The sequence below is a fragment of the Pseudomonas sp. S3_G06 genome (genome assembly GCF_054667565.1).
The window spans coordinates 4,618,173-4,638,453 of record NZ_CP162738.1; the positions used below are offsets into that span (position 1 = coordinate 4,618,173).

16 protein-coding genes and 1 riboswitch are annotated in these 20,281 nt (G+C 60.8%); of the genes, 6 read left to right on the top strand and 10 right to left on the bottom strand.

Annotation, left to right across the window (positions count from 1 at the left end; translation table 11 throughout):
• Positions 1-54 precede the first annotated feature (54 nt).
• The gene (gene thiC, locus AB4N47_RS20625) at positions 55-1,944 is read right to left on the bottom strand and encodes a phosphomethylpyrimidine synthase ThiC (RefSeq protein ID WP_341638466.1); all 1,890 of its coding nucleotides are present in this window, start codon (positions 1,942-1,944) and stop codon (positions 55-57) included.
• Between the two features lie 144 nt (positions 1,945-2,088).
• Positions 2,089-2,194, bottom strand: a riboswitch (TPP riboswitch).
• A 204-nt stretch (positions 2,195-2,398) separates the two neighbouring features.
• On the opposite strand from thiC, the gene AB4N47_RS20630 reads away from it, so the two are divergent.
• A complete protein-coding gene (locus tag AB4N47_RS20630; RefSeq protein ID WP_016771977.1) occupies positions 2,399-3,832 on the top strand; it encodes a TolC family outer membrane protein in 1,434 nt (477 codons plus the stop codon).
• A gap of 1,693 nt (positions 3,833-5,525) precedes the next feature.
• Here AB4N47_RS20630 and waaA read toward each other — a convergent pair.
• Positions 5,526-6,800, bottom strand: a complete 1,275-nt coding sequence (gene waaA / locus AB4N47_RS20635) for a lipid IV(A) 3-deoxy-D-manno-octulosonic acid transferase (RefSeq protein ID WP_341638465.1) — start codon at positions 6,798-6,800, stop codon at positions 5,526-5,528.
• 11 nt (positions 6,801-6,811) lie between these two features.
• Positions 6,812-7,708 (bottom strand): LysR family transcriptional regulator, encoded by an 897-nt coding sequence (locus tag AB4N47_RS20640; protein WP_125926288.1) that lies wholly within the window; start codon positions 7,706-7,708, stop codon positions 6,812-6,814.
• A 108-nt stretch (positions 7,709-7,816) separates the two neighbouring features.
• Between AB4N47_RS20640 and AB4N47_RS20645 the strand changes: the two genes are divergently transcribed.
• From AB4N47_RS20645 to AB4N47_RS20660, 4 genes are all read left to right on the top strand, one after another.
• The gene (locus AB4N47_RS20645; protein ID WP_016771980.1) at positions 7,817-8,149 is read left to right on the top strand and encodes a DMT family transporter; all 333 of its coding nucleotides are present in this window, start codon (positions 7,817-7,819) and stop codon (positions 8,147-8,149) included.
• Positions 8,150-8,266: 117 nt separating this feature from the next.
• A complete protein-coding gene (locus tag AB4N47_RS20650; protein WP_217851147.1) occupies positions 8,267-9,442 on the top strand; it encodes an NAD(P)/FAD-dependent oxidoreductase in 1,176 nt (391 codons plus the stop codon).
• Positions 9,439-10,251, top strand: a complete 813-nt coding sequence (locus tag AB4N47_RS20655) for an aldo/keto reductase (protein WP_341638464.1) — start codon at positions 9,439-9,441, stop codon at positions 10,249-10,251. Before AB4N47_RS20650 ends, AB4N47_RS20655 begins: the two co-directional genes overlap by 4 nt.
• A gap of 32 nt (positions 10,252-10,283) precedes the next feature.
• Positions 10,284-11,249, top strand: a complete 966-nt coding sequence (locus tag AB4N47_RS20660; protein WP_071174214.1) for a metal ABC transporter ATPase — start codon at positions 10,284-10,286, stop codon at positions 11,247-11,249.
• On the opposite strand, the gene AB4N47_RS20665 is transcribed toward AB4N47_RS20660, so the two are convergent.
• The 7 genes from AB4N47_RS20665 to msbA form a co-directional block, all read right to left on the bottom strand.
• On the bottom strand, positions 11,246-12,046 hold the full coding sequence (locus AB4N47_RS20665) for a hypothetical protein (protein WP_341638463.1): 801 nt from the start codon (positions 12,044-12,046) through the stop codon (positions 11,246-11,248). The genes AB4N47_RS20660 and AB4N47_RS20665 overlap by 4 nt on opposite strands.
• A gap of 56 nt (positions 12,047-12,102) precedes the next feature.
• A complete protein-coding gene (locus tag AB4N47_RS20670; protein ID WP_341638462.1) occupies positions 12,103-12,789 on the bottom strand; it encodes a hypothetical protein in 687 nt (228 codons plus the stop codon).
• Complete coding sequence (locus AB4N47_RS20675) at positions 12,790-13,764, bottom strand: glycosyltransferase family protein (RefSeq protein WP_258710905.1); 975 nt, start codon at positions 13,762-13,764, stop codon at positions 12,790-12,792.
• A gap of 130 nt (positions 13,765-13,894) precedes the next feature.
• Complete coding sequence (gene hldE / locus AB4N47_RS20680; protein WP_076565323.1) at positions 13,895-15,316, bottom strand: bifunctional D-glycero-beta-D-manno-heptose-7-phosphate kinase/D-glycero-beta-D-manno-heptose 1-phosphate adenylyltransferase HldE; 1,422 nt, start codon at positions 15,314-15,316, stop codon at positions 13,895-13,897.
• 64 nt (positions 15,317-15,380) lie between these two features.
• Positions 15,381-16,781: a PIG-L deacetylase family protein gene (locus AB4N47_RS20685; RefSeq protein ID WP_460154328.1), complete on the bottom strand. Its 1,401-nt coding sequence runs from the start codon at positions 16,779-16,781 to the stop codon at positions 15,381-15,383.
• Positions 16,782-16,785: 4 nt separating this feature from the next.
• Positions 16,786-17,682, bottom strand: coding sequence for a GNAT family N-acetyltransferase (locus AB4N47_RS20690; RefSeq protein ID WP_160769210.1), 897 nt, complete (start codon positions 17,680-17,682; stop codon positions 16,786-16,788).
• Positions 17,676-19,502: a lipid A export permease/ATP-binding protein MsbA gene (gene msbA, locus AB4N47_RS20695; RefSeq protein WP_341638460.1), complete on the bottom strand. Its 1,827-nt coding sequence runs from the start codon at positions 19,500-19,502 to the stop codon at positions 17,676-17,678. The genes AB4N47_RS20690 and msbA overlap by 7 nt, the downstream gene beginning before the upstream one ends.
• A gap of 125 nt (positions 19,503-19,627) precedes the next feature.
• Here msbA and AB4N47_RS20700 point away from each other — a divergent pair, with 125 nt between their 5' ends.
• Positions 19,628-20,281, top strand: coding sequence for a lipopolysaccharide kinase InaA family protein (locus AB4N47_RS20700; RefSeq protein WP_341638459.1), 654 nt, complete (start codon positions 19,628-19,630; stop codon positions 20,279-20,281).

The following is a 20,281-nucleotide window of genomic DNA, read 5'->3' on the forward strand; positions in this document are numbered from 1 at the left end:
AAAGCGGTACGCGGACTGCTTCTAATCTTGCAGCTTGTAGCTTGCCGCTTGTGGCTAGACTTTCTTGTACAGCTGACTGCCTTCCTTCTTGAACCGCTCGGCCTGTTCCGCGAGGCCTTTGGCGACGTCCACATCGACCGCATCGATGCGTTGGTTGGCGGCGTATTCACGGACTTCCTGGGTGATCTTCATCGAGCAGAATTTCGGCCCGCACATCGAGCAGAAATGCGCGACCTTGGCCGAGTCCTTCGGCAGGGTTTCGTCGTGATAGGAACGTGCGGTGTCCGGGTCCAGGCCGAGGTTGAACTGGTCTTCCCAGCGGAATTCGAAACGCGCCTTGCTCAAAGCGTTGTCGCGGATCTGCGCGCCCGGGTGCCCCTTGGCCAGGTCCGCTGCGTGCGCGGCGATCTTGTAAGTGATGATCCCGGTTTTCACGTCATCCTTGTTCGGCAGACCCAAGTGCTCCTTCGGCGTCACGTAGCAGAGCATCGCGCAACCGAACCAGCCGATCATCGCCGCGCCGATACCCGAGGTGATGTGGTCGTAGCCCGGAGCGATGTCGGTAGTCAGCGGGCCGAGGGTGTAGAACGGCGCCTCGTCGCAGCATTCGAGCTGCTTGTCCATGTTCTCTTTGATCAACTGCATCGGCACGTGGCCCGGGCCTTCGATCATGCATTGCACGTCGTGCTTCCAGGCAATCTTGGTCAGCTCGCCGAGGGTTTCCAGTTCGCCGAATTGCGCTTCGTCATTGGCGTCGGCAATCGAGCCCGGACGCAGGCCATCACCCAGCGAGAAGCTGACGTCGTAGGCCTTCATGATTTCGCAGATTTCGTCGAAGTGGGTGTAGAGGAAGTTCTCTTTGTGGTGCGCCAGGCACCACTTGGCCATGATCGAACCACCACGGGAGACGATGCCGGTGACGCGTTTGGCGGTCAGCGGCACGTAACGCAGGAGCACGCCGGCGTGAATGGTGAAGTAGTCGACGCCCTGCTCGGCCTGTTCGATCAGGGTGTCGCGGAACAGCTCCCAGGTCAGGTCTTCAGCGACGCCGTTGACCTTCTCCAGCGCCTGATAGATCGGCACGGTACCGATCGGCACCGGCGAGTTGCGGATGATCCACTCGCGGGTTTCGTGAATGTGTTTGCCGGTGGACAGGTCCATCACGGTGTCCGAACCCCAGCGAATGCCCCAGGTCAGCTTCGCCACTTCTTCTTCGATCGAAGAACCCAGGGCGCTGTTGCCGATATTGCCGTTGATCTTCACCAGGAAGTTACGGCCGATGATCATCGGTTCCAGTTCGACGTGGTTGATGTTGGCGGGAATGATCGCGCGGCCACGAGCGATTTCTTCGCGGACGAATTCCGCGGTTATTTCTTGCGGGATGCTTGCGCCGAAGCTGTGACCGGCGTGTTGCTGCTTGAGCAGGCCGGCCGCGCGCGCTTCTTGCAGCTTCATGTTTTCGCGGATGGCGACGTATTCCATCTCGGCAGTGATGATGCCTTTGCGCGCGTAGTGCATCTGGCTGACGTTGGCCCCGACCTTGGCGCGGCGCGGGTTGTTGACGTGGGCAAAGCGCAGTTTGGTCAGTTCGGCATCGGCCAGACGCTGCTGGCCGAAGTTCGAACTCAGGCCCGGCAGGCGCTCGGTATCGCCACGGTCATCGATCCACGCTGAACGCACATCGGCCAGACCTTTGCGCACGTCGATGACCACGTTCGGATCGGTGTACGGGCCGGAGGTGTCGTAGACCGTGACCGGCGCATTGATCTCGCCGCCGAAATCGGTCGGGGTTACATCGAGGCTGATTTCGCGCATCGGCACGCGGATGTCCGGGCGCGAGCCCTGAACGTAGACTTTTTGCGAACGGGTGAACGGCTTGACCGATTGCTCGTCGACCTTGGCCGAGTCACTCAGGTTGATCGCGTTTTTTTCTTTTGTTGTCATCACAGGCTCTCCAGACAGCATCCAGCAGTGGATTGTCGGAGCAGAACCTGAAAGGCACGGACGCACCAGGACCGGTGCTGTGCATTCGTCATGGCGTTCGATTGTCGAACAATATCCCGGACGAAGCACAAGAGGACTCGCCGGGTGACGAGAAATCTTGTTCCCTACGCAGGCGCTAACCTGATCAGGTTCAACGGGATCCGAAATTATTCGATCTCAGCCTCATAGCAAGGCACCCCGACAAGAACCCGGCCAGTCTAGACACAACCACCGAGGAACGCCAACACCGCAGCAAACGCCATGATGAATGGCGTAAATACCCAGGCTGGCCGATTGTTGCCGGAGCAATGCGCAACTACACTCGCTTGGCCTGCTCAGCCTTGACGCTGTGCGGGCTGCGCCTTACCTTTGGCGCCCGGATTACTTCCATAATATTCATGCTAGGGATCGCCTCATGCTGCGCAAACTTTCACTGGCTGTTGCCGTGTCCTGTGCGTCCAACACAATGGCCTGGGCAGCGGAAGCACCCTTGTCGACCAAAACCGATCTGGTCAGCGTCTACCAGGAAGCGGTCGACAATAACGCCGACCTCGCGGCGGCCCGCGCCCAGTATGGCGCGCAGAAAGAAGTGGTGCCGCAGGCCCGCGCCGGTCTGCTGCCGAACCTGTCCGGTGGCGCCGAAGTCGCCGACGTGCGCACCTCGATCGACCAACCCTCGGCCATCGCCAACCGCAGCGCGCATTCCTATCAGGCGACACTGGCGCAGCCGCTGTTCCGCGCCGATCGCTGGTTCCAGTATCAAGCAGCCAAGGACGTCAACGAACAGGCCGCGCTGCAACTGTCGGCGACCGAACAGAACCTGATCCTGCAATCGGCCGAAAGCTACTTCAACGTGCTGCGCAGCCAGGACAACCTGGCCTCGACCAAGGCTGAAGAAGCGGCGTTCAAACGTCAGCTCGACCAGTCCAACGAGCGTTTCGATGTCGGCCTCTCGGACAAGACCGACGTGCTGCAATCGCAAGCCAGTTACGACACCGCGCGAGCCAACCGTATCGTCGCCCAGCGTCAGGTCGATGATGCGTTCCAGGCGTTGATCACCCTGACCAACCGTCAGTACAACTCGATCCAGGGCATCGTTCATACGCTGCCGATCCTGCCGCCGGCGCCCAACGATGCGAAATCCTGGGTCGACACGGCGGCGCGGCAGAACCTCAATCTGCTCGCCAGCAACTACGCGGTCAGCTCCGCCGAGCAGACGCTCAAGCAGCGCAAGGCCGGCCACTTGCCGACCCTCGACGCCGTGGCGAAATACGAGAAAGGCGACAACGACGCCCTCGGCTTCGCCAACCCCAACTCGTTCGGCGCGCCTTATGGCGGCAACGTCGAGCAGAGCACCCTGGGCCTGCAACTGAACATCCCGATCTACAGCGGCGGGCTGACCAGTTCGCAAGTGCGTCAGTCCTATGCGCAACTGGATCAGAGCGAACAGCAGCGCGAATCGCTGCGCCGGCAAGTGGTGGAAAACACCCGCAATCTGCACCGCGCGGTGAACACCGACGTCGAGCAGGTGCAGGCGCGCCGCCAGTCGATCATCTCCAACCAGAGCGCGGTGGAAGCCACGGAAATCGGTTATCAGGTCGGCACACGGAACATCGTCGACGTGCTCGACGCGCAGCGCCAGCTGTACACCTCGGTGCGCAACTACAACAACACCCGCTACGACTACATCCTCGACAACCTGCGCCTGAAGCAGGCCGCGGGGACGCTGAACCCGGGTGACCTGGAAGACCTGCGGCGTTATCTGAAAGCCGACTACAACCCGGACAAGGATTTCCTGCCGCCGGATCTGGCGTCGGCGGCCGAGGCGCAGCTCAAGGCCCGGCCTTAAACAATCTGGATGAATCCCCTGTGGTGAGGGGATTTATCCCCGATCGGCCGCGCAGCAGTCGTAAATCCTGCTTGCCAGATCTGACTGAATCACCGCGCTGAATGGTTTTGGGGCTGCTTCGCAACCCAGCGGGGATGAATCCCCTCACCACAGCATGGCCCGGCCATAAACAATCTGGAATGAATCCCCTGTGGCGAGGGGATTTATCCCCGTCCGGCTGCGCAGCAGTCGTAAATCCTGCTGGCCAGATCTGCCTGAATCACCGCGTCGAATGGTTTAGGGCTGCTTCGCAACCCAGCGGGGATGAATCCCCTCGCCACAGTAAGGCCCGGCCATTAACAATCTGGAGTGAATCCCCTGTGGTGAGGGGATTTATCCCCGTCCGGCTGCGCAGCAGTCGTGAATCCTGCTGGCCAGATCGGACTGAATCACCGCGCTGAATGGTTTTGGGGCTGCTTCGCAACCCAGCGGGGATGAATCCCCTCACCACAGCATGGCCCGGCCATAAACAATCTGGAATGAATCCCCTGTGGTGAGGGGATTTATCCCCGTCCGGCTGCGCAGCAGTCGTGAATCCTGCTGGCCAGATCGGACTGAATCACCGCGCTGAATGGTTTTGGGGCTGCTTCGCAACCCAGCGGGGATGAATCCCCTCGCCACAGTAAGGCCCGGCCATTAACAATCTGGAGTGAATCCCCTGTGGTGAGGGGATTTATCCCCGTCCAGCTGCGCAGCAGTCGTGAATCCTGCTGGCCAGATCGGACTGAATCACCGCGCTGAATGGTTTTGGGGCTGCTTCGCAACCCAGCGGGGATGAATCCCCTCACCACAGCATGGCCCGGCCATAAACAATCTGGAATGAATCCCCTGTGGTGAGGGGATTTATCCCCGTCCGGCTGCGCAGCAGTCGTGAATCCTGCTGGCCAGATCGGACTGAATCACCGCGCTGAATGGTTTTGGGGCTGCTTCGCAACCCAGCGGGGATGAATCCCCTCGCCACAGTAAGGCCCGGCCATTAACAATCTGGAGTGAATCCCTGTGGCGAGGGGATTTATCCCCGTCCGGCTGCGCAGCAGTCGTAAATCCTGCTGGCCTGATCTGACTGAATCACCGCGTCGAATGGTTTAGGGCTGCTTCGCAACCCAGCGGGGATAAATCCCCTCGCCACAGTAAGACCCGGCCATAAACAATCTGGAATGAATCGCCTGTGGTGAGGGGATTTATCCCCGTCCGGCTGCGCAGCAGTCGTGAATCCTGCTTGCCAGATCTGCCTGAATCACCGCGTCGAATGGTTTTGGGGTTGCTTCGCAACCCAGCGGGGATAAATCCCCTCGCCACAGTAAGACCCGGCCATGAACAATCTGGATGAATCGCCTGTGGTGAGGGGATTTATCCCCGTCCGGCTGCGCAGCAGTCGTGAATCCTGCTGGCCAGATCGGACTGAATCACCGCGCTGAATGGTTTTGGGGCTGCTTCGCAACCCAGCGGGGATGAATCCCCTCGCCACAGTAAGGCCCGGCCATTAACAATCTGGAGTGAATCCCTGTGGCGAGGGGATTTATCCCCGTCCGGCTGCGCAGCAGTCGTAAATCCTGCTGGCCAGATCGGACTGAATCACCGCGTCGAATGGTTTTGGGGTTGCTCCGCAACCCAGCGGGGGTAAATCCCCTCACCACAGTAATATTCCAGGCGACTATTGGATCAGCCGCGCCAAGCCATCCAGCAGCCGCTGCAACGCGCCCTGATTGCGCCGCATCACCGCCAGCCCGGCCTCGGCCATGCGCTGCGCATCACGGGGCAGTTCGAACAAGCGCTGCACCTCGACTGCCAGGCCTTCGGCATCATCCACTTCGGCCAATGCCCCGGCTTCGCGCAGTTGCGCAGCGATGTCGAGGAAGTTGAACAGGTGCGGGCCGCTGAGTACCGGTTTCGCCAGCGCGGCGGGTTCGAGCAGGTTGTGCCCGCCATTCGGCAACAGACTGCCGCCGACAAAAGCGCTGTCGGCCAGGGCATAGAGAAACAGCAACTCGCCCATGGTGTCGCCAAGCAGCACGCGCGTCTGCGCATCGACATTGGCCCCGGTCGAGCGACGTACCGTGGCGAAACCTTCGCGCTGGCACAAGTCGAACACCGAGTTGAAGCGCTCGGGATGACGCGGTACCAGAATCAGCAACGCATCCGGATGATTGGCCAACAGGCGACGATGAGCGTCGAGCACCACTTCATCTTCGCCTTCGTGAGTGCTCGCGGCGATCCACACGGGACGATCCTGTGCCTGCCATTGGCTACGCAATTCGGTAGCACGCTGCAACAGTTGCGGGTCGATGGTCAGGTCGAACTTGATCGAACCAGTGACTTCAACGGCTTCCAAACGCGCGCCGAGATCGCGGAAGCGCTGGGCCTCGGCTTCGGTCTGCACCGCCAACAGGCTCATCTCGGCAAGCATAGGCGCGGTGAGTTTGCTGAAGCGGCCATAGCCTTTGGCGGAACGCTGCGACAACCGTCCATTGGCCAGCGCCACCGGGATCCCGCGCTTGGCACATTGATGAATATGATTGGGCCACAGCTCGGTTTCCATGATCACCGCAAGTTTCGGCTGCACGCGATCAAGAAAACGCGCCGCCGTACAAGGCAAGTCATACGGCAGATAGCAGTGCTGGATGCGCGCCTCGTTGGCGAACAGTGCCTGAATCCGCTCCGAACCGGTCGGGGTCATGCAGGTCACGGTGATCGGCAGCGCCGGATAGCGTTCCAGCAGCGCGCGGATCATCGGCGCGGCGGCAATGCTTTCGCCGACCGACACCGCGTGCACCCAGATGCCGCCGGGCTGCAAGGTCGGCATGCCAAGAGTAAAGCGCTCGCCAATGCGCTTGGCATACGCCGGCGCCTTGCGTGCGCGCAGCCACAGCCGAATCGCCACCAATGGCAGCCCCAGGTAAAACAGCGCGGTGTAGAGAGTTCTATTCATGGCGGCGGAGTTTATCGGCTTTTGTCGCCGATCGCCCGCAAGTGCACGGCAAAACGTTCCGCCAGCCAGCGCGCGGCCGGGCCGAGCGGTTCGTCGCGACGCCAGACCAGTTCCACCACCAACGCCGGCGGCGTCCATTCGCTATCGAGTTCAACCATTTGGCCCTGATACGCCGAGTACTGCACAACGTGGCGCGGTAACCACGCCCAGCCGAGATCGCGCACCAGCCATTCGGACATCACGTAAAAACTGTCGGCGCGCCACACCTGCGGGCTGGCCGGCTCGTTGCCGGGATAGACGCTGGTCTGTGTCGACATCAGCAATTGCCGGTGCTGCGCCAGTTGCTGGCAGGTCACGTAGGCCTGCTGCGCCAGCGGATGATTGACACCGCAGACCGTGACCATTTCCACTCGACCCAGCACGCGGCGCTCAAGGGCTTCGGGGATTTCATCGTGATAGAACAGCAGGCCGAGGTCGGCGCGACGCTCGACCAGTTTGCGCGCGACTTCGCCTTGGGCGGCGCTGGTCAGTTGCACTTCCAGGCTGGGAAACTGCTCGGCCAGTTCACCGAAACTTTCCACCAGCGCCTGATACGGCATCGCCTCGTCCTGAGCCACCCGCAACTGCGCCTCCTGACCGCGCAGCATCGCCATGGCCCTGCCGTTGAGGCGCTCGCACTGGCGCAACACTTCGCGGGCCTCTTCCAGCAATGCCGCGCCCGCCTCGGTGAGCATCGGCTGCCGACCGCTGCTGCGTTCGAACAGGCTCACGCCCAAATCCTCTTCGAGCATCGCAACAGCACTGCTGATCGCCGATTGCGCCTTGCGTTGTCGCCGCGCCACGGCGGAGAAAGACCGCTGTTCAGCGACGTCGACAAATACACGCAGCTGCTCGAGATTCCATTGCATGATTGCTTCCAACCCATCTTCAGAACAGATAGGTAATGACTTTACCCCATCTGAGCAGTCCCTAGAATGTCACCTCAGCAAGCAACGATTTATTTGAGGATCGAAACCATGAACGCTTACGTCTATCTGGCCATCGCCATCTGCGCCGAAGTGATCGCCACCGTTTCGATGAAAGCGGTCAAGGGCTTCAGCACGCCGCTGCCGCTGATTCTGGTGATTGTCGGCTACGGGATCGCATTCTGGATGCTGACGCTGGTGGTGCGCACCGTACCGGTGGGCGTTGCCTACGCGGTCTGGGCGGGGATGGGCATTGTCATGGTCAGCGTCGCCGCTCTGTTCATTTACGGGCAGAAACTCGACGTACCGGCGATGCTGGGGATGGCGTTGATCGTGCTGGGGGTCGTCGTGATCCAGCTGTTTTCGAAAACTGCCGGGCATTAAAAAGCGGCAGCAAGCTTCAAGCGGCAAGCCGCAAGCATTGCTGATTTGCTGGTCCGGGTTGCAGCTTGCAGCTTGAAGCTTGAAACTTGCGGCTTCTTCAAGCTCCGAGGTCGCCGCATGCCATCCGTTATTTCCACCGACGTTCTGATTGTCGGCGCTGGTGTCGCCGGCCTCTGGCTGAATGCGCGCCTGCGCGGTCAGGGTTTTTCGACCGTGCTGGTGGAAAGCGCCAGCCTCGGTGGCGGGCAGAGTGTCAAATCTCAAGGCATCATCCATGGCGGCGCCAAGTACGCGCTGCACGGTGCGCTGACTGGCGCCTCGGAAGCCATCGCCGACATGCCGCGCCGCTGGCGCGAGGCGCTGGCCGGCAATGGCGAGCTGGATCTGTCTGGCGTACGCCTGCTGTCCGAAGCGCATTACCTGTGGTCGCCGGGCACGCTGGCCGGCAATCTGACCAGTTTCTTCGCCAGCAAAGCCGTGCGTGGCCGGGTCGATCAGGTCAAGGGCGACGAGCTGCCGCTGGCCCTGCAAGACAAGCGCTTCAAGGGCAAAGTCTATCGCCTCGCCGAACTGGTGGTGGATGTCCCGAGCCTGATCCAGCGCCTGGCCGAGTTGGCCGGTGACGGTCTGCTCGCCGGGCAGGTCATCGAACCGCTGCTGGAAGCCGGCGTGCTGGTCGGCCTGAAAGTCGATGGGCGTGAGATCCGCGCCCAGCGCATCGTCCTCAGCGCCGGCGCCGGCACGGCCGAACTGCTTGAAGCCCTGGGCCTGAGCCGTCCGGCCATGCAGCGCCGACCACTGCACATGATCCTCGCCAAGGGCCCCGGCTTGAAACCGTTGTACGCGCACTGCCTGGGCGGCGGCACCAAGCCGCGCATCACCGTGACCACGCATCCGGCGGCTGATGGTCAGTGGGTCTGGTACATGGGCGGCGACATTGCCGAAAGCGAAGGCGTGGCCCGCGAGCCGGCCGAACAGATCGCCACCGCGCAAAAGGAAATCGCCCAACTGCTGCCGTGGATCGACCTCAGCACCACGCAATGGGCGACCCTGCGCGTCGACCGCGCCGAGCCGCTGCAAACCGGCCTGACCCGCCCGGACAACGCGTTCCTCGCCGAGGAAGGTCGCTTGCTCGTCGGCTGGCCGACCAAACTGGCACTGGCGCCAGACTTCGCCGACCGCGTTATCGCCTCGCTGCAACGCGACGGCATCCAGCCGCAGGCGACTGAACCGCTGCCGCCATTGCCGAAACCGCCGCTCGGTGTACCCGCGTGGGAGCAACTGCTGCCATGACCATCGCTACTCTGCACGAGCTGCATCGCCCGCTGGGCAGCACCGGCCTGTCGGTTTCGCCGCTGGGCCTGGGCACAGTCAAACTCGGCCGCGATCAAGGGGTGAAATACCCCAACGGCTTTCAGATTCCCGGCGACGACGAGGCGCGCATGCTGCTGCGCCAGGCGCGGGATCTGGGCATCAACCTGATCGACACCGCGCCGGCCTATGGTCGCAGCGAAGAACGCCTCGGCCCGCTGCTACGCGGCCAGCGACAGGATTGGGTGATTGTCAGCAAGGTCGGCGAGGAGTTTGCCGACGGCCTGTCGCGCCACGACTTCAGCGCTGCGCACACGCGAATGTCGGTCGAGCGCAGCCTGCAACGTCTGGAAACGGATTTTATCGATCTGGTCCTCGTGCACTCGGACGGCAACGACATGGCCATCCTCGAGCACGAAGAGGTCTACGCCACCCTCGCGGCGCTGAAGACCGAGGGCAAGATTCGCGGCTTCGGGTTTTCCGGGAAAACCGTCGAAGGTGGGCTGAAAGCGCTGGAGCAAGGCGACTGCGCGATGGTCACCTACAATCTGAACGAACAAAACGAAAAGGCAGTCATTGACTATGCTGCTGCCCACGGCAAAGCGATTCTGGTGAAAAAAGCCCTGGCCAGCGGTCATGTCTGTCTGAGTCCGGGAGTCGATCCGGTGCGCGCCAGCTTCGAGTTGCTGTTCACTCAGCCCGGCGTCGCCAGTGCTATTGTCGGCACAATCAATCCGCTGCACCTCGCCCATAACGTAGCGACCGTTGCCCAGGTCCTGCGTAGTCACTGACGCCGCCCCGCGGCCTTAAGCCAGGAGCCGATATGCCGCGCACGCTCATCCGCAAGAACCCGAGCAACTTCAAGACGCTGCCGCTGTTCGTCGAAGCCACACCCGAAGGCCTGAGCTATCAGAGCGTCGGCATGCCGCTGAACTTCGCCCAGACCCTGCAACGGCGCAAACCGGTGAGCGTCGCCGACAGCGAGCGCTTCGCCCTGGAACTGGCCAACCTCGGCGTGTCCGTGCGCCTGACCTTGCATTGGCAGAATCGCGATTACTGGGTGCTGGTGCGCCAGCGTCGGCAGGATCGCGGTGACGTGGTACTGAAGCTGATTTCCGGCTACGTACCGGCCCACGAATTGAATATTCCGCTGCACACAGCAATTCAGGAAATTGCCGAAGAGTGTCTGCTGGAAACCCCGGAAGGCTGGCTCGGTGGGCGTTTCAATGACACCTGGTTGCCGGCGCCCTACTCCGCCGCGCTGCATTACCGCGAAGCACTGCCGTTTCGCCTGACGCCGTTGTCCGGTTCGGCACGGCCGGTGCGCTGCGCCAACCTGCAATTGCTGGAGCGGCCGCGGGCGTACGTGCATCTACCGACCGCGTCGCTGCAATTGATCTACGATTTGCGTTTGGAAGTGCCCAGGGAAGCCAAATCGCTGAGCTTGTTTCATGTCGATGAACGCTTGGAGGGTGATCAACTGGTGGCGCGGCTGGACCGAAAACGTCCTGATTTGTATCTCATGCCGCTCAAGGATGGCGCGCCAACTGCCGAGCTGTTTACCCTCAAACGCGACAAGCTGATACCGGCCAGCACCCGCGGCATTCACCTGGCGGAAAGCTTTGCAACGCAACAGGGCTGGGTCGTGCACGACGAACGCATTCGCTGGAAGGACTGGCTGGTGCAACAAGGTCTGACACCGGCGAAAGCGCCACGCACCGGCCTCAAGCAGTTGAGCATCAAGGCACTGCGCCTGGTCGGGCTGGGCAGGAAACGCGCGAGCCGCTAGCGCCGGCGATCCCACCAGGTGCGCAATGTCGCGAAGAAGTGGAAGTAGCGGTTTTCGCGCTTGCCCATGCCACGCTTGGGGGAGAACGACTCTTCGGCAAATGCGCCGGTGATGCGCACGCGGGAGGCCTGGATCGGCAAAGTGCAGACCTTGGCGCCTGCCTTGAGCAGGGCGAACTTGAGCAAGCGCTCGGAGTGCAGCTTGCGGCCGGTCGCCTTGCAGAAATCGAAGATACGTTCAATGCGCTTGCCGTACGCAACGTAGGTGTCGCGCCCGCATACGGCAAAACGGTCATTCAGGCCGCCCCACCACTGCCAGTCAGGAATATAGACGTTGTGCCGCCGCGCCTCGGCGTGGTTGAACACGTAGCCTGGCAGCGCCGTGTGGAAGAAATTGTCCGGCCGCACGAACACGACGAAATCCGGATTGAAGGATTCAATCTCGGTGGTGACGGTGTGTAATGAGTTGAGCTGATAAATCAGGTTGCGCAGCGATGCATAGTCATCGGCCCAGGTGTCACCCTGTGCCTTGACCCGCTCGAAATCCCAGCGCTCCAGCACGCCTTCGGTCAAGGTCAGCGCGCCGCTCATGGATTCGAAGGGCTGATAGTTGTCAGCCGCCAGCTCGCCTTTCTCGCCGGAACGCGAATTCTGCACTTCATCGACTTTATACAGATGATAAAAGCACTGCACCTCGCTGCCCGCAGGCAACTGCGCCAGTACCTTCTGTTCGATTGAAGGGAAGCAGATCGGCGAATTTCTCGGAATCCCGAAAAACGCCACGGCAATTTTCAACACTCGATTACACCTATGAAGAAATGATTCGGCCCGGCAGGCAACGACTGCGGCGTGGCTTATTTGCGCTTGAACAGTTTCTGCCACCAGCGTCGGGGTTGCAGCGGCACGACAATCACATCGGACTTTTGCAACCAGTCCCGCTCGTAATCCCAGGCATGACCACCCCACAGCTTTCCCGCCTCGTTGGAGAAGCCCAAAGTCATTAACTGATAGGTGTCACCGACATTCCCGCGCAGCCAGTCGAACAGCACCAGCGTGTTGAAGCCGGTGGAGGGGCCGACGTAGCGCTTGCCGCCCGGGCGGTCGACCGGGTAGTTCCACAGCGGCGGCAACGGAATGCGATCCCAGTACATCGCAACGCGAGGCAACGGGCACATCGGTGCTGCGCAACCCACCAGCATGGTGAAGCAGCGCTCGCCCGCACGGTCGAACAATCGCTGTACGTCCTGGTTGCAGGGTAGTCCGAAGAAATAGGCGTCCGGCGCGTTGTAGCCGTGCACGAAGACATTCACGCTTTGCTCGTTGAGCAGCGTCGCCTTGATGCAATGATTGAAACTGACGACGACGTCATCAGCGCCGATATTCAGCGCCGCGAAGTCAGCTGCGGTAACCGCGGGATTATTAGCGATCAATACCACCCGCGCCGCACGGCTGAGGCATTCGCGCAGGGCTTCGGGCAAGGCTTGCAAAACCGACTGGTCGCCACCGGGCAGCGCATCCAGCGCCATGTATTCGCCCGCCATTCAGGCCGGCACCTTCATGCCGTAACGCAATTTGACCCAGAACCGGGTGAAAGCCGACGGCGGCTGCCATGGGCGCATCTCGTGTTGTATGGCCTCGGCGAGCGCCTGACCGACCCGCGCAAACGAGTAACGGCTTTCAGCAAACGCCTGGCCGTTGCTGGCTATTCGCTGCGCCAGTTCCGGGTCGTCCTGCAGCAGCTTGATCTTCGCCACCGCCTCGTCTTCGCTGCGATAGAACACGGTGTTGTGCATGTCTTCGAAACCGAGCAACCGGTCTTCTTCGCCTTGGCTCCAGGCCAGCAGCACACAGCCGCAAGCCATGGCTTCGAAGTTCTTGATCATGAACTCGTTCATGCCGATGTCGGCGCTGACGAAGATTTTGATGCGATTAAGGGTTTCCAGATATTCCGCACCCGATTTGGTACGAGTCACGAGCATCCCGGTGCGCTGTGAAAGGGCTTCAAGCATGGCCTTGCGCTCGGCGTACTCAGTACTCTTCAGGCTGCCGAGGAAGCCGATCGGGATGTCGCGCTCGACCCCGGTGTTGTGCAGCATTTGCTCGTCATAACCTTTGGAGACGAACACGGTATCGATGCCTTCGGCGAGCATCTTGCGCGCGACCACTGCGCCGGAAACCAGCGCCCGGCAACTCGGCAATCGGCTGTACAAGCGCGAGTAAACACCACGGTACTTACTGGCCGGCATGTAGTTCTGATAAGCATCGTGCTCGAGAAACACCAGCCCTGGAATGCACTTGAGCACCCGCAGTTGCGGCGCCAGACGTTTGACCCGGGAGAAGATCACCACGCGATCAAAGGTCTGGTACTCGACCGAAGCCAGAAAGGCTCCGAGGTTCATCTGCTGCTGTTTGCTCAGACGATAGATAAAACATTCATCGCAGTTCTGCTGAACGATGTCATAGAGCCGGTCGAGAATGACCCGCTGCTCGTCCATCACCAGAAGCATGACTTTCATAAATTAAATGACCACGTAACGTAGGCAGGCAAGCGCAGCGGATTCAAACCTGCCAACATCAACGGAAACGGTGAAATCCCCAAGGCAAAATCCGTTCACACGCGGTACACAACGGTAAAAATTCATCTGATCAGCGACTGCGGATTTTTTCGACAATTGCGGTCGTCGAGCTGTTTTCCACCAGTCCTAACACTTTCACGGTACCGCCATAAGCGGTGACGATATCTGCACCGACAACCTGATCGATGCCGTAATCGCCACCCTTGACCAGCACATCCGGCTTGACCTCGCGCAGCAGATTCTCTGGCGTGCCTTCCGGGAAGCTGATGACCCAGTCCACGGCACCGAGGCCCGCCAGAACCGCCATGCGCCGGTCAACACTATTGATCGGGCGACCGGGGCCTTTCAGGCGACTGACCGAAGCATCGTCGTTGACTGCGACAATCAGTCGATCGCCTTGGGCTCGTGCCTGCTCAAGATAAGTCACATGGCCGGCGTGCAGGATGTCGAAGCAGCCATTGGTGAAGACGATTCGTTCGTTATGCGCACGGGCGTCGGCGACGGCCAGCACCAATTGCTCAAGGCCCAGCACACCGCGCTCGGAGCCTTCTTCACGCTGAATAGCGCGGCGCAGTTCCGGGGCACTGATGGCCGCGGTACCAAGCTTGCCGACCACAATACCCGCCGCCAGGTTGGCCAGGGCCACGGCGTGTGGCAGATCCTCACCGGCAGCAATCGCCGCGGCCAGGGTCGAAATCACGGTGTCGCCGGCGCCGGTCACATCGAACACTTCCCGGGCACGCGCTGGCAAATGCAACGCCGGTTGATCCGGGCGCAGCAGGGTCATGCCGTGTTCGCCACGGGTGACCAGCAGTGCTCCCAGCTCCAGATCGTGCATCAACGTTGCGCCCTTGCTGACGAGTTCGTGTTCGTCAACGCAACCGCCGACGATGGCTTCGAATTCGCTCAGGTTCGGGGTGATCAGGCTGGCGCCACGGTAGATCGAGAAATCCTTGCCCTTCGGGTCGGCCAGTACCGGGATGTTTTTCGCCCGAGCAGCCTGGATCAGCGCCTGATGGTTTTTCAGCGCGCCTTTGCCGTAGTCGGAAAGCACCAGCACCTTGATGCCTTCGAGCAGGTCATCGACCTGCGAGCCGAGCGCCAGCGCATCGGTGGCGAACGGTTCTTCGAAGTCGATACGCAGCAATTGCTGGTGCCGGCTCATGACCCGCAGCTTGACGATGGTGGGCTGGTGCGCAATGCGCTGGAACAGGGCACGTACGCCGGCGCCCTTGAGACTGTTGCTCAGGCTGTCGGCGGCTTCGTCATCACCGGTCACACCGACCAGCGACGCCGGCGCACCCAGTGCGGCAATGTTCAGGGCAACGTTCGCGGCACCGCCCGGACGGTCTTCGATTTGCTCGACCTTGACCACCGGCACCGGCGCCTCAGGGGAAATCCGTGAGGTTCCGCCATGCCAGTAACGGTCGAGCATGACATCGCCGACTACCAAGACAGGGGCTTGATCGAAACGCGGCATGGACAACTTCATGGAGCAACCCACATACAAAATGAACAGGGGCGCGATATTAACACAGGGTAAAGCGCCGTCCGCCTCAATCTGAAAGGTCGCGGACCCAGAACAGTTCGTGGCGGCGAACAGCCTTGCGGAAAAACTCGTTACTGCCTGTGACAGGCCAGCGACGTCCGGCCAGCACTTGCTGGATCACCCGGCGCGACTGCCGCTTGAATCCGAGCGGGCCCTGCAGGTCATGCTCCATGGCCAGCGCCATCGCCTTGTCCAATTGCACATCCGCTGACAGCAATGGACTCCACAGACGATCGGACGGCAACGGCTCGACTGCCGGCGGCAGCGCGATACCGCCACCGGCCGGGCCCATTGGCCAGCGATCATTGTCATGCAGATGATTGGCGTACATCAGCAACGTCGACGGTTTGCAGGTACTGGCGGCGATGGCTTCCAGCAGAGCACGGGTAGTAGCGACGTGATCGCTGTGCGGATCCAGTTCGGGATGCGGAGTGACAACGACTTCGGGCCGAAAGTGCTCGAGCAATTGCCGTATATCACCGACGAGATTGATCCAGGTCGGCGCACCATCGACATCGCCGGGGAGTTTGATCGGATTGTGCTGCCGAACACTGCGCACATCGTTTTCGCCGGATTCCCGCGAGCCGAATGGTTTGCCCGGCTCCTCGGCCATCGCTGGCAACTGAAGACAGTAGTAGCCCAGCTGTACACAATGACTGGCCGACACCCCACCCCATAAAGGAATGCTCAGGCTGTCCCAAGCGCGCAGCCTGCCCTTCAAGCGAGCAGCCTGAGCCTTGTCCAGCCCGAGGCGCTGGAAGTCTTCGGCTTCAATTTCGCCCTGGGTCAGGGTGACGATGCTCGCTTCTTTGCAGCGACTGTAAAGCCCGAAAGCCGCCAGCTCGGCATCATCGGCGTGGGGCGCGATGACCATGACCCGTTGCTGCGCGTAATCGGGATTGCGCATGACCCACAGTGTGCCGCTGGAACTCAGCGTGCAATGCCGACCACGCACTGTCAGGGTATTGTCGCCAAGCGCCGCCGCCTGCCCGGACAGATTGAGAAAGCGCCGCCCGCCGACGCCACGCTCAAAATCCTGGCGATCGCCACCCAGTTCGACATAAGGATCCCGCCAGCGGCCCAGCCACTTGGCCGTTATCTTGAGCTCCAGCAGCAGCGTTTCACCCGGCGCCAGCGGCTCGCTCAGACGCACGATTCCAGCATCCAGCTCCACGGCTTGACGCGGCGTACCGCTGGGAAAGTTGTACTGATAGTCGTCGCTTGCGCGATAGAACAGATGGTCTGCAAACCACGCCTCATGCGCCACCCACGCCAAGACCAGCAGCACCGGCACCAGCCACCAGCCCAGCAAGAAGCCGGCCGCCACCAGCGCGATCACAAACGCGATGAGGAACATGCGTTTGCTGCGTCGGTGCGCCTTGAGAAGCTGTTGCTTGCGAGCAGTCATGGTTTCAGACCTTGTAGACGGGCACCGTGTGGCACCAGCGATCCTTGTATTCGCGGTCGGCACGGCCGAACGAATAGCGCAGTGTCTTGCCCAGTGCCTGAGCATCCGCCCAAGCCTGCTGGGTGTTGACGAAACTCAACACGCTGCCGGGACTGAACTCGCGGCTTTGCGGGTCGACACCACCGTTGACGTATTCCAGCGATACCCATTGCGGCGCTTCGACACGGTAGAGAATCTGGATCGCCACTGGCGCCGATTCAAGCATCACCACCGAGCCGGTCATGAACTCGCGCAAGAGAGTGAAGACTTCGACCAGCCCGGCCTTGCCAGGCACCTCGAAACCCCAACGGCGCTGGAACAGATCACCGTAAGCGGCGGCCTGCTCCTGTGGCGTCAAGTCGGACATCGGAATCAGCGCACCACCCGCCTCTTCCAGCAGGCGCTGTTCGCGACGCTGGTTGTAGCGAAATTTCTTCGAATAATCTTCAGGCAGCCGCGCCAGCGCCAGCCCTTCCGGCTGCGCGCGCAGGGTGCTGATCTGCTCGGCGTTAAGCTGCGAGACATAAGCCATGCGCTGGCGCACCGGAACCACGACATCCGCGGCAATCGGCAGAATCAGTTCGGCGTTGCCCATGTCCAGCAGCCCACGCTTGCCTTCGCGTTTGAGCACTTCCTTGGACAGCGCGGCGTGCCTGCCCCAGCAAGCAACAGCCGCGACGACTTCGCCATCGACGACCCAGCCCAGGTAGTGAAGCTTGATGCCGACAAACGCCGACAGCCGCTCCACCACTTCAGGATGAGTTGCAAAACTGCCACCGAATCGCTGCCAGGCCTGGGCGTAGGCTGCCTGATCAATCTCGCTCCAGCCGCGCTCCCGCCAAACGCGAAACGCCGTCAGCATAGGTCGGTCACATGGGTCGGTTGCGGCTCGTCGCCTTCTTCGAACTCTTTGGCGTGCAAGCGTGCGTAATAGCCATTTTGCGCCAGGAGCTGGGTATGGGTGCCGCGCTCGACGATCTTGCCTTCGTCCATGACCAGAATGAGGTCGGCCTTTTCGATGGTGCTCAAACGGTGAGCGATGACCAGCGTCGTGCGGTTCTGCACCACATGATCGAGAGCCGCCTGGATATGCCGTTCCGATTCCGTATCTAGGGCCGACGTGGCCTCATCGAGAATCAGCAGCGGCGCATCCTTGAGCAATGCACGTGCGATGGCGATGCGCTGACGCTGACCACCGGACAGCAACACACCATTTTCACCGACCAGGGTTTCATAGCCCTGCGGCATCTTGATGATGAATTCATCGGCGTAGGCTTCGGTGGCCGCGCGTTTGACTTCTTCGAACGGCGCCCCGGCCAGGTCGCCGTAAGCGATGTTATTGGTCACCGTATCGTTGAACAGCGTGACCTGCTGGGTCACCAGGGCAATCTGCCGACGCAGGCTGCGCAGGGTCAAGTCCTGTACCTGCACATCATCGAGCAGAATATGCCCGTGTTCCTGCTCGTGCTGGTAGAAGCGTGGAATCAGACCGGCCAAGGTGGACTTGCCACTTCCGGAACGACCGACCAGCGCGACCATTTGTCCCGGTTCGACGACGAAACTGATGTCATCAAGGACCTTCTTGTCACTGTCGGGATAACTGAAGCTGAGGTTGCGCACTTCGAGGCGACCTTGCAGGCGGTCGCGCTCGACCGTGCCCCGATCAACTTCTGCTGGCTCGTCCAGCTGTTCGAAAATACTCTCCGCACCTGCCACACCCTTCTGGATTGTGGAGCTGACTTCAGAGAGCTGGCGAATCGGTTTTGGCAGCAGGCCGGCCATGGTTATGTAGGCCACCAGATCACCGGGCGACGCATCACCGCGAAGGTACAGGACCAGAAACATCACTACCGCCATGGCGCTATACGTCACCAATTGCAGCATCGGCGTATACACCGCGCCGGTCTTGGTCATGGTCAGCTGTTTGTCGGTGTTGCTCTGACTGGCGTCGTGGAAGCGCACCTTTTCATAGGTTTCACCACCAAAGCTGCGAACCACGCGGTAGCCGTGAATCGTCTCGGACGCAACGTGCGTGACGTTACCCATCGAGACCTGAATTTTTTTGCTCTGCTTGCGAAATTTCTTGCTGGTGCTGTTCACCATCAGGCCGATGACCGGCAGGATGGCGACCATCACCAGGGTCAGCTTCCAGTTCATCCACAACAGGGTGCAGAACAGGAAAATCACCGTCATGCCCTCACGGATCACCACTTTGATCGCGTCGGTGGCGGCGCCGGTGACCATGGTCACGTTGAAGGTAATGCGGGAAATCAGGTGGCCGGAGTTGTTCTTGTCGAAATAGCTGTTGGGCAGATCCAGCAGCTTGTTGAACAGAACCACACGCAGGTCATGCACCAGGCCGAGAGAGACCCGCGCCAGAAAGTAGTTGCCCAGATACGAACCGACGCCTTGCCACACGGCAATCAGCACGATCAGCAACGGCACGCTTTCGAGCAACTGCAACTTGCCCAGATAAGGATTGCCGGGAAACAGGCTGGCCTCCGGATTAGCCAGGCCGTCGACGAAATATTTGAGGATGTAGGCAAGCATCGGTTGGGTCGATGCGAAGATCAGAAAGCCAACGATACTCAGAATGAACAGGCCGGCGTAAGGACGCACGTAAGCCAAAAGGCGGAAGTAGATCGCCAGCGTTGACTGGGCTTTCGGTTCAGGACTGCTCATGGGAATCCGCGTAAATCAGTGAGGCGGCGATGATATCACAGGCCCTTTTGCGCCGATCAACATCACCGGGCGCCAGCCATTGGGCAAGTCGGTTAAGATAGCCGGCTCACGATGGGGAGTCAGGCATGCAATCGATTGATCACAGCACTTACGAGGCACTGCGCAAGGGTGCTCAGGTACTCGAAGCCGACGGTTCCGGCGACAAGGTGCTCAGGTTGGCCGACGGTCGCATGCTCAAGCTGTTCCGCCGCAAACGCCTGCTGAGTTCGGCGCTGTTCTTTCCCTACGCCCAGCGCTTCGCCAACAACACCAAGGCGTTGCAGCAGCGCGGCATCCTCTGTCCGAACGTGATCGCGGTTTATCGCATTCCAAGCATTCAGCGCGATGGCGTGTATTACGCACCGCTGGCGGGCGAAACCGTACGGCAATTGCAGGGCACGCCCGAAGAAACCGAGACGTTGCGCAGTCAACTGGGAGGATTTATTGCGCAACTGCACGAAAAAGGCGTGTACTTCCGATCCCTGCACTTCGGCAATGTCGTGCAGACGCCGGAGAATCAGCTCGGATTGATCGACATCGCCGACCTGCGCTGCCAGAGGCGCGCCCTGAGCGACAGCAAGCGACTGCGCAACTTCGCCCACTTGCTGCGCTACAAACAAGACCGGCAATGGCTGCTCGGCGGCGACGCCGGGAGAACTTTTCTTGAGGGTTATCGCCAGGCATTGCCGAGCAAGCGACAAGCTGCGCTGATGGAACGCCTGCGCCTGCTGCTGGATTGA

Excerpts from the sequence above, each read along its gene's own strand:
- AB4N47_RS20655 (WP_341638464.1), top strand. The coding sequence starts at position 9,439 with ATGACCATCGCTACTCTGCACGAGCTGCATCGCCCGCTGGGCAGCACC.
- AB4N47_RS20660 (WP_071174214.1), top strand. The coding sequence starts at position 10,284 with ATGCCGCGCACGCTCATCCGCAAGAACCCGAGCAACTTCAAGACGCTG.
- AB4N47_RS20670 (WP_341638462.1), bottom strand. The coding sequence starts at position 12,789 with ATGGCGGGCGAATACATGGCGCTGGATGCGCTGCCCGGTGGCGACCAG.
- waaA (WP_341638465.1), bottom strand. The coding sequence starts at position 6,800 with ATGAATAGAACTCTCTACACCGCGCTGTTTTACCTGGGGCTGCCATTG.
- AB4N47_RS20645 (WP_016771980.1), top strand. The coding sequence starts at position 7,817 with ATGAACGCTTACGTCTATCTGGCCATCGCCATCTGCGCCGAAGTGATC.
- thiC (WP_341638466.1), bottom strand. The coding sequence starts at position 1,944 with ATGACAACAAAAGAAAAAAACGCGATCAACCTGAGTGACTCGGCCAAG.
- AB4N47_RS20675 (WP_258710905.1), bottom strand. The coding sequence starts at position 13,764 with ATGAAAGTCATGCTTCTGGTGATGGACGAGCAGCGGGTCATTCTCGAC.
- AB4N47_RS20630 (WP_016771977.1), top strand. The coding sequence starts at position 2,399 with ATGCTGCGCAAACTTTCACTGGCTGTTGCCGTGTCCTGTGCGTCCAAC.
- hldE (WP_076565323.1), bottom strand. The coding sequence starts at position 15,316 with ATGAAGTTGTCCATGCCGCGTTTCGATCAAGCCCCTGTCTTGGTAGTC.
- AB4N47_RS20650 (WP_217851147.1), top strand. The coding sequence starts at position 8,267 with ATGCCATCCGTTATTTCCACCGACGTTCTGATTGTCGGCGCTGGTGTC.
- msbA (WP_341638460.1), bottom strand. The coding sequence starts at position 19,502 with ATGAGCAGTCCTGAACCGAAAGCCCAGTCAACGCTGGCGATCTACTTC.
- AB4N47_RS20700 (WP_341638459.1), top strand. The coding sequence starts at position 19,628 with ATGCAATCGATTGATCACAGCACTTACGAGGCACTGCGCAAGGGTGCT.
- AB4N47_RS20690 (WP_160769210.1), bottom strand. The coding sequence starts at position 17,682 with ATGCTGACGGCGTTTCGCGTTTGGCGGGAGCGCGGCTGGAGCGAGATT.
- AB4N47_RS20685 (WP_460154328.1), bottom strand. The coding sequence starts at position 16,781 with ATGACTGCTCGCAAGCAACAGCTTCTCAAGGCGCACCGACGCAGCAAA.
- AB4N47_RS20640 (WP_125926288.1), bottom strand. The coding sequence starts at position 7,708 with ATGCAATGGAATCTCGAGCAGCTGCGTGTATTTGTCGACGTCGCTGAA.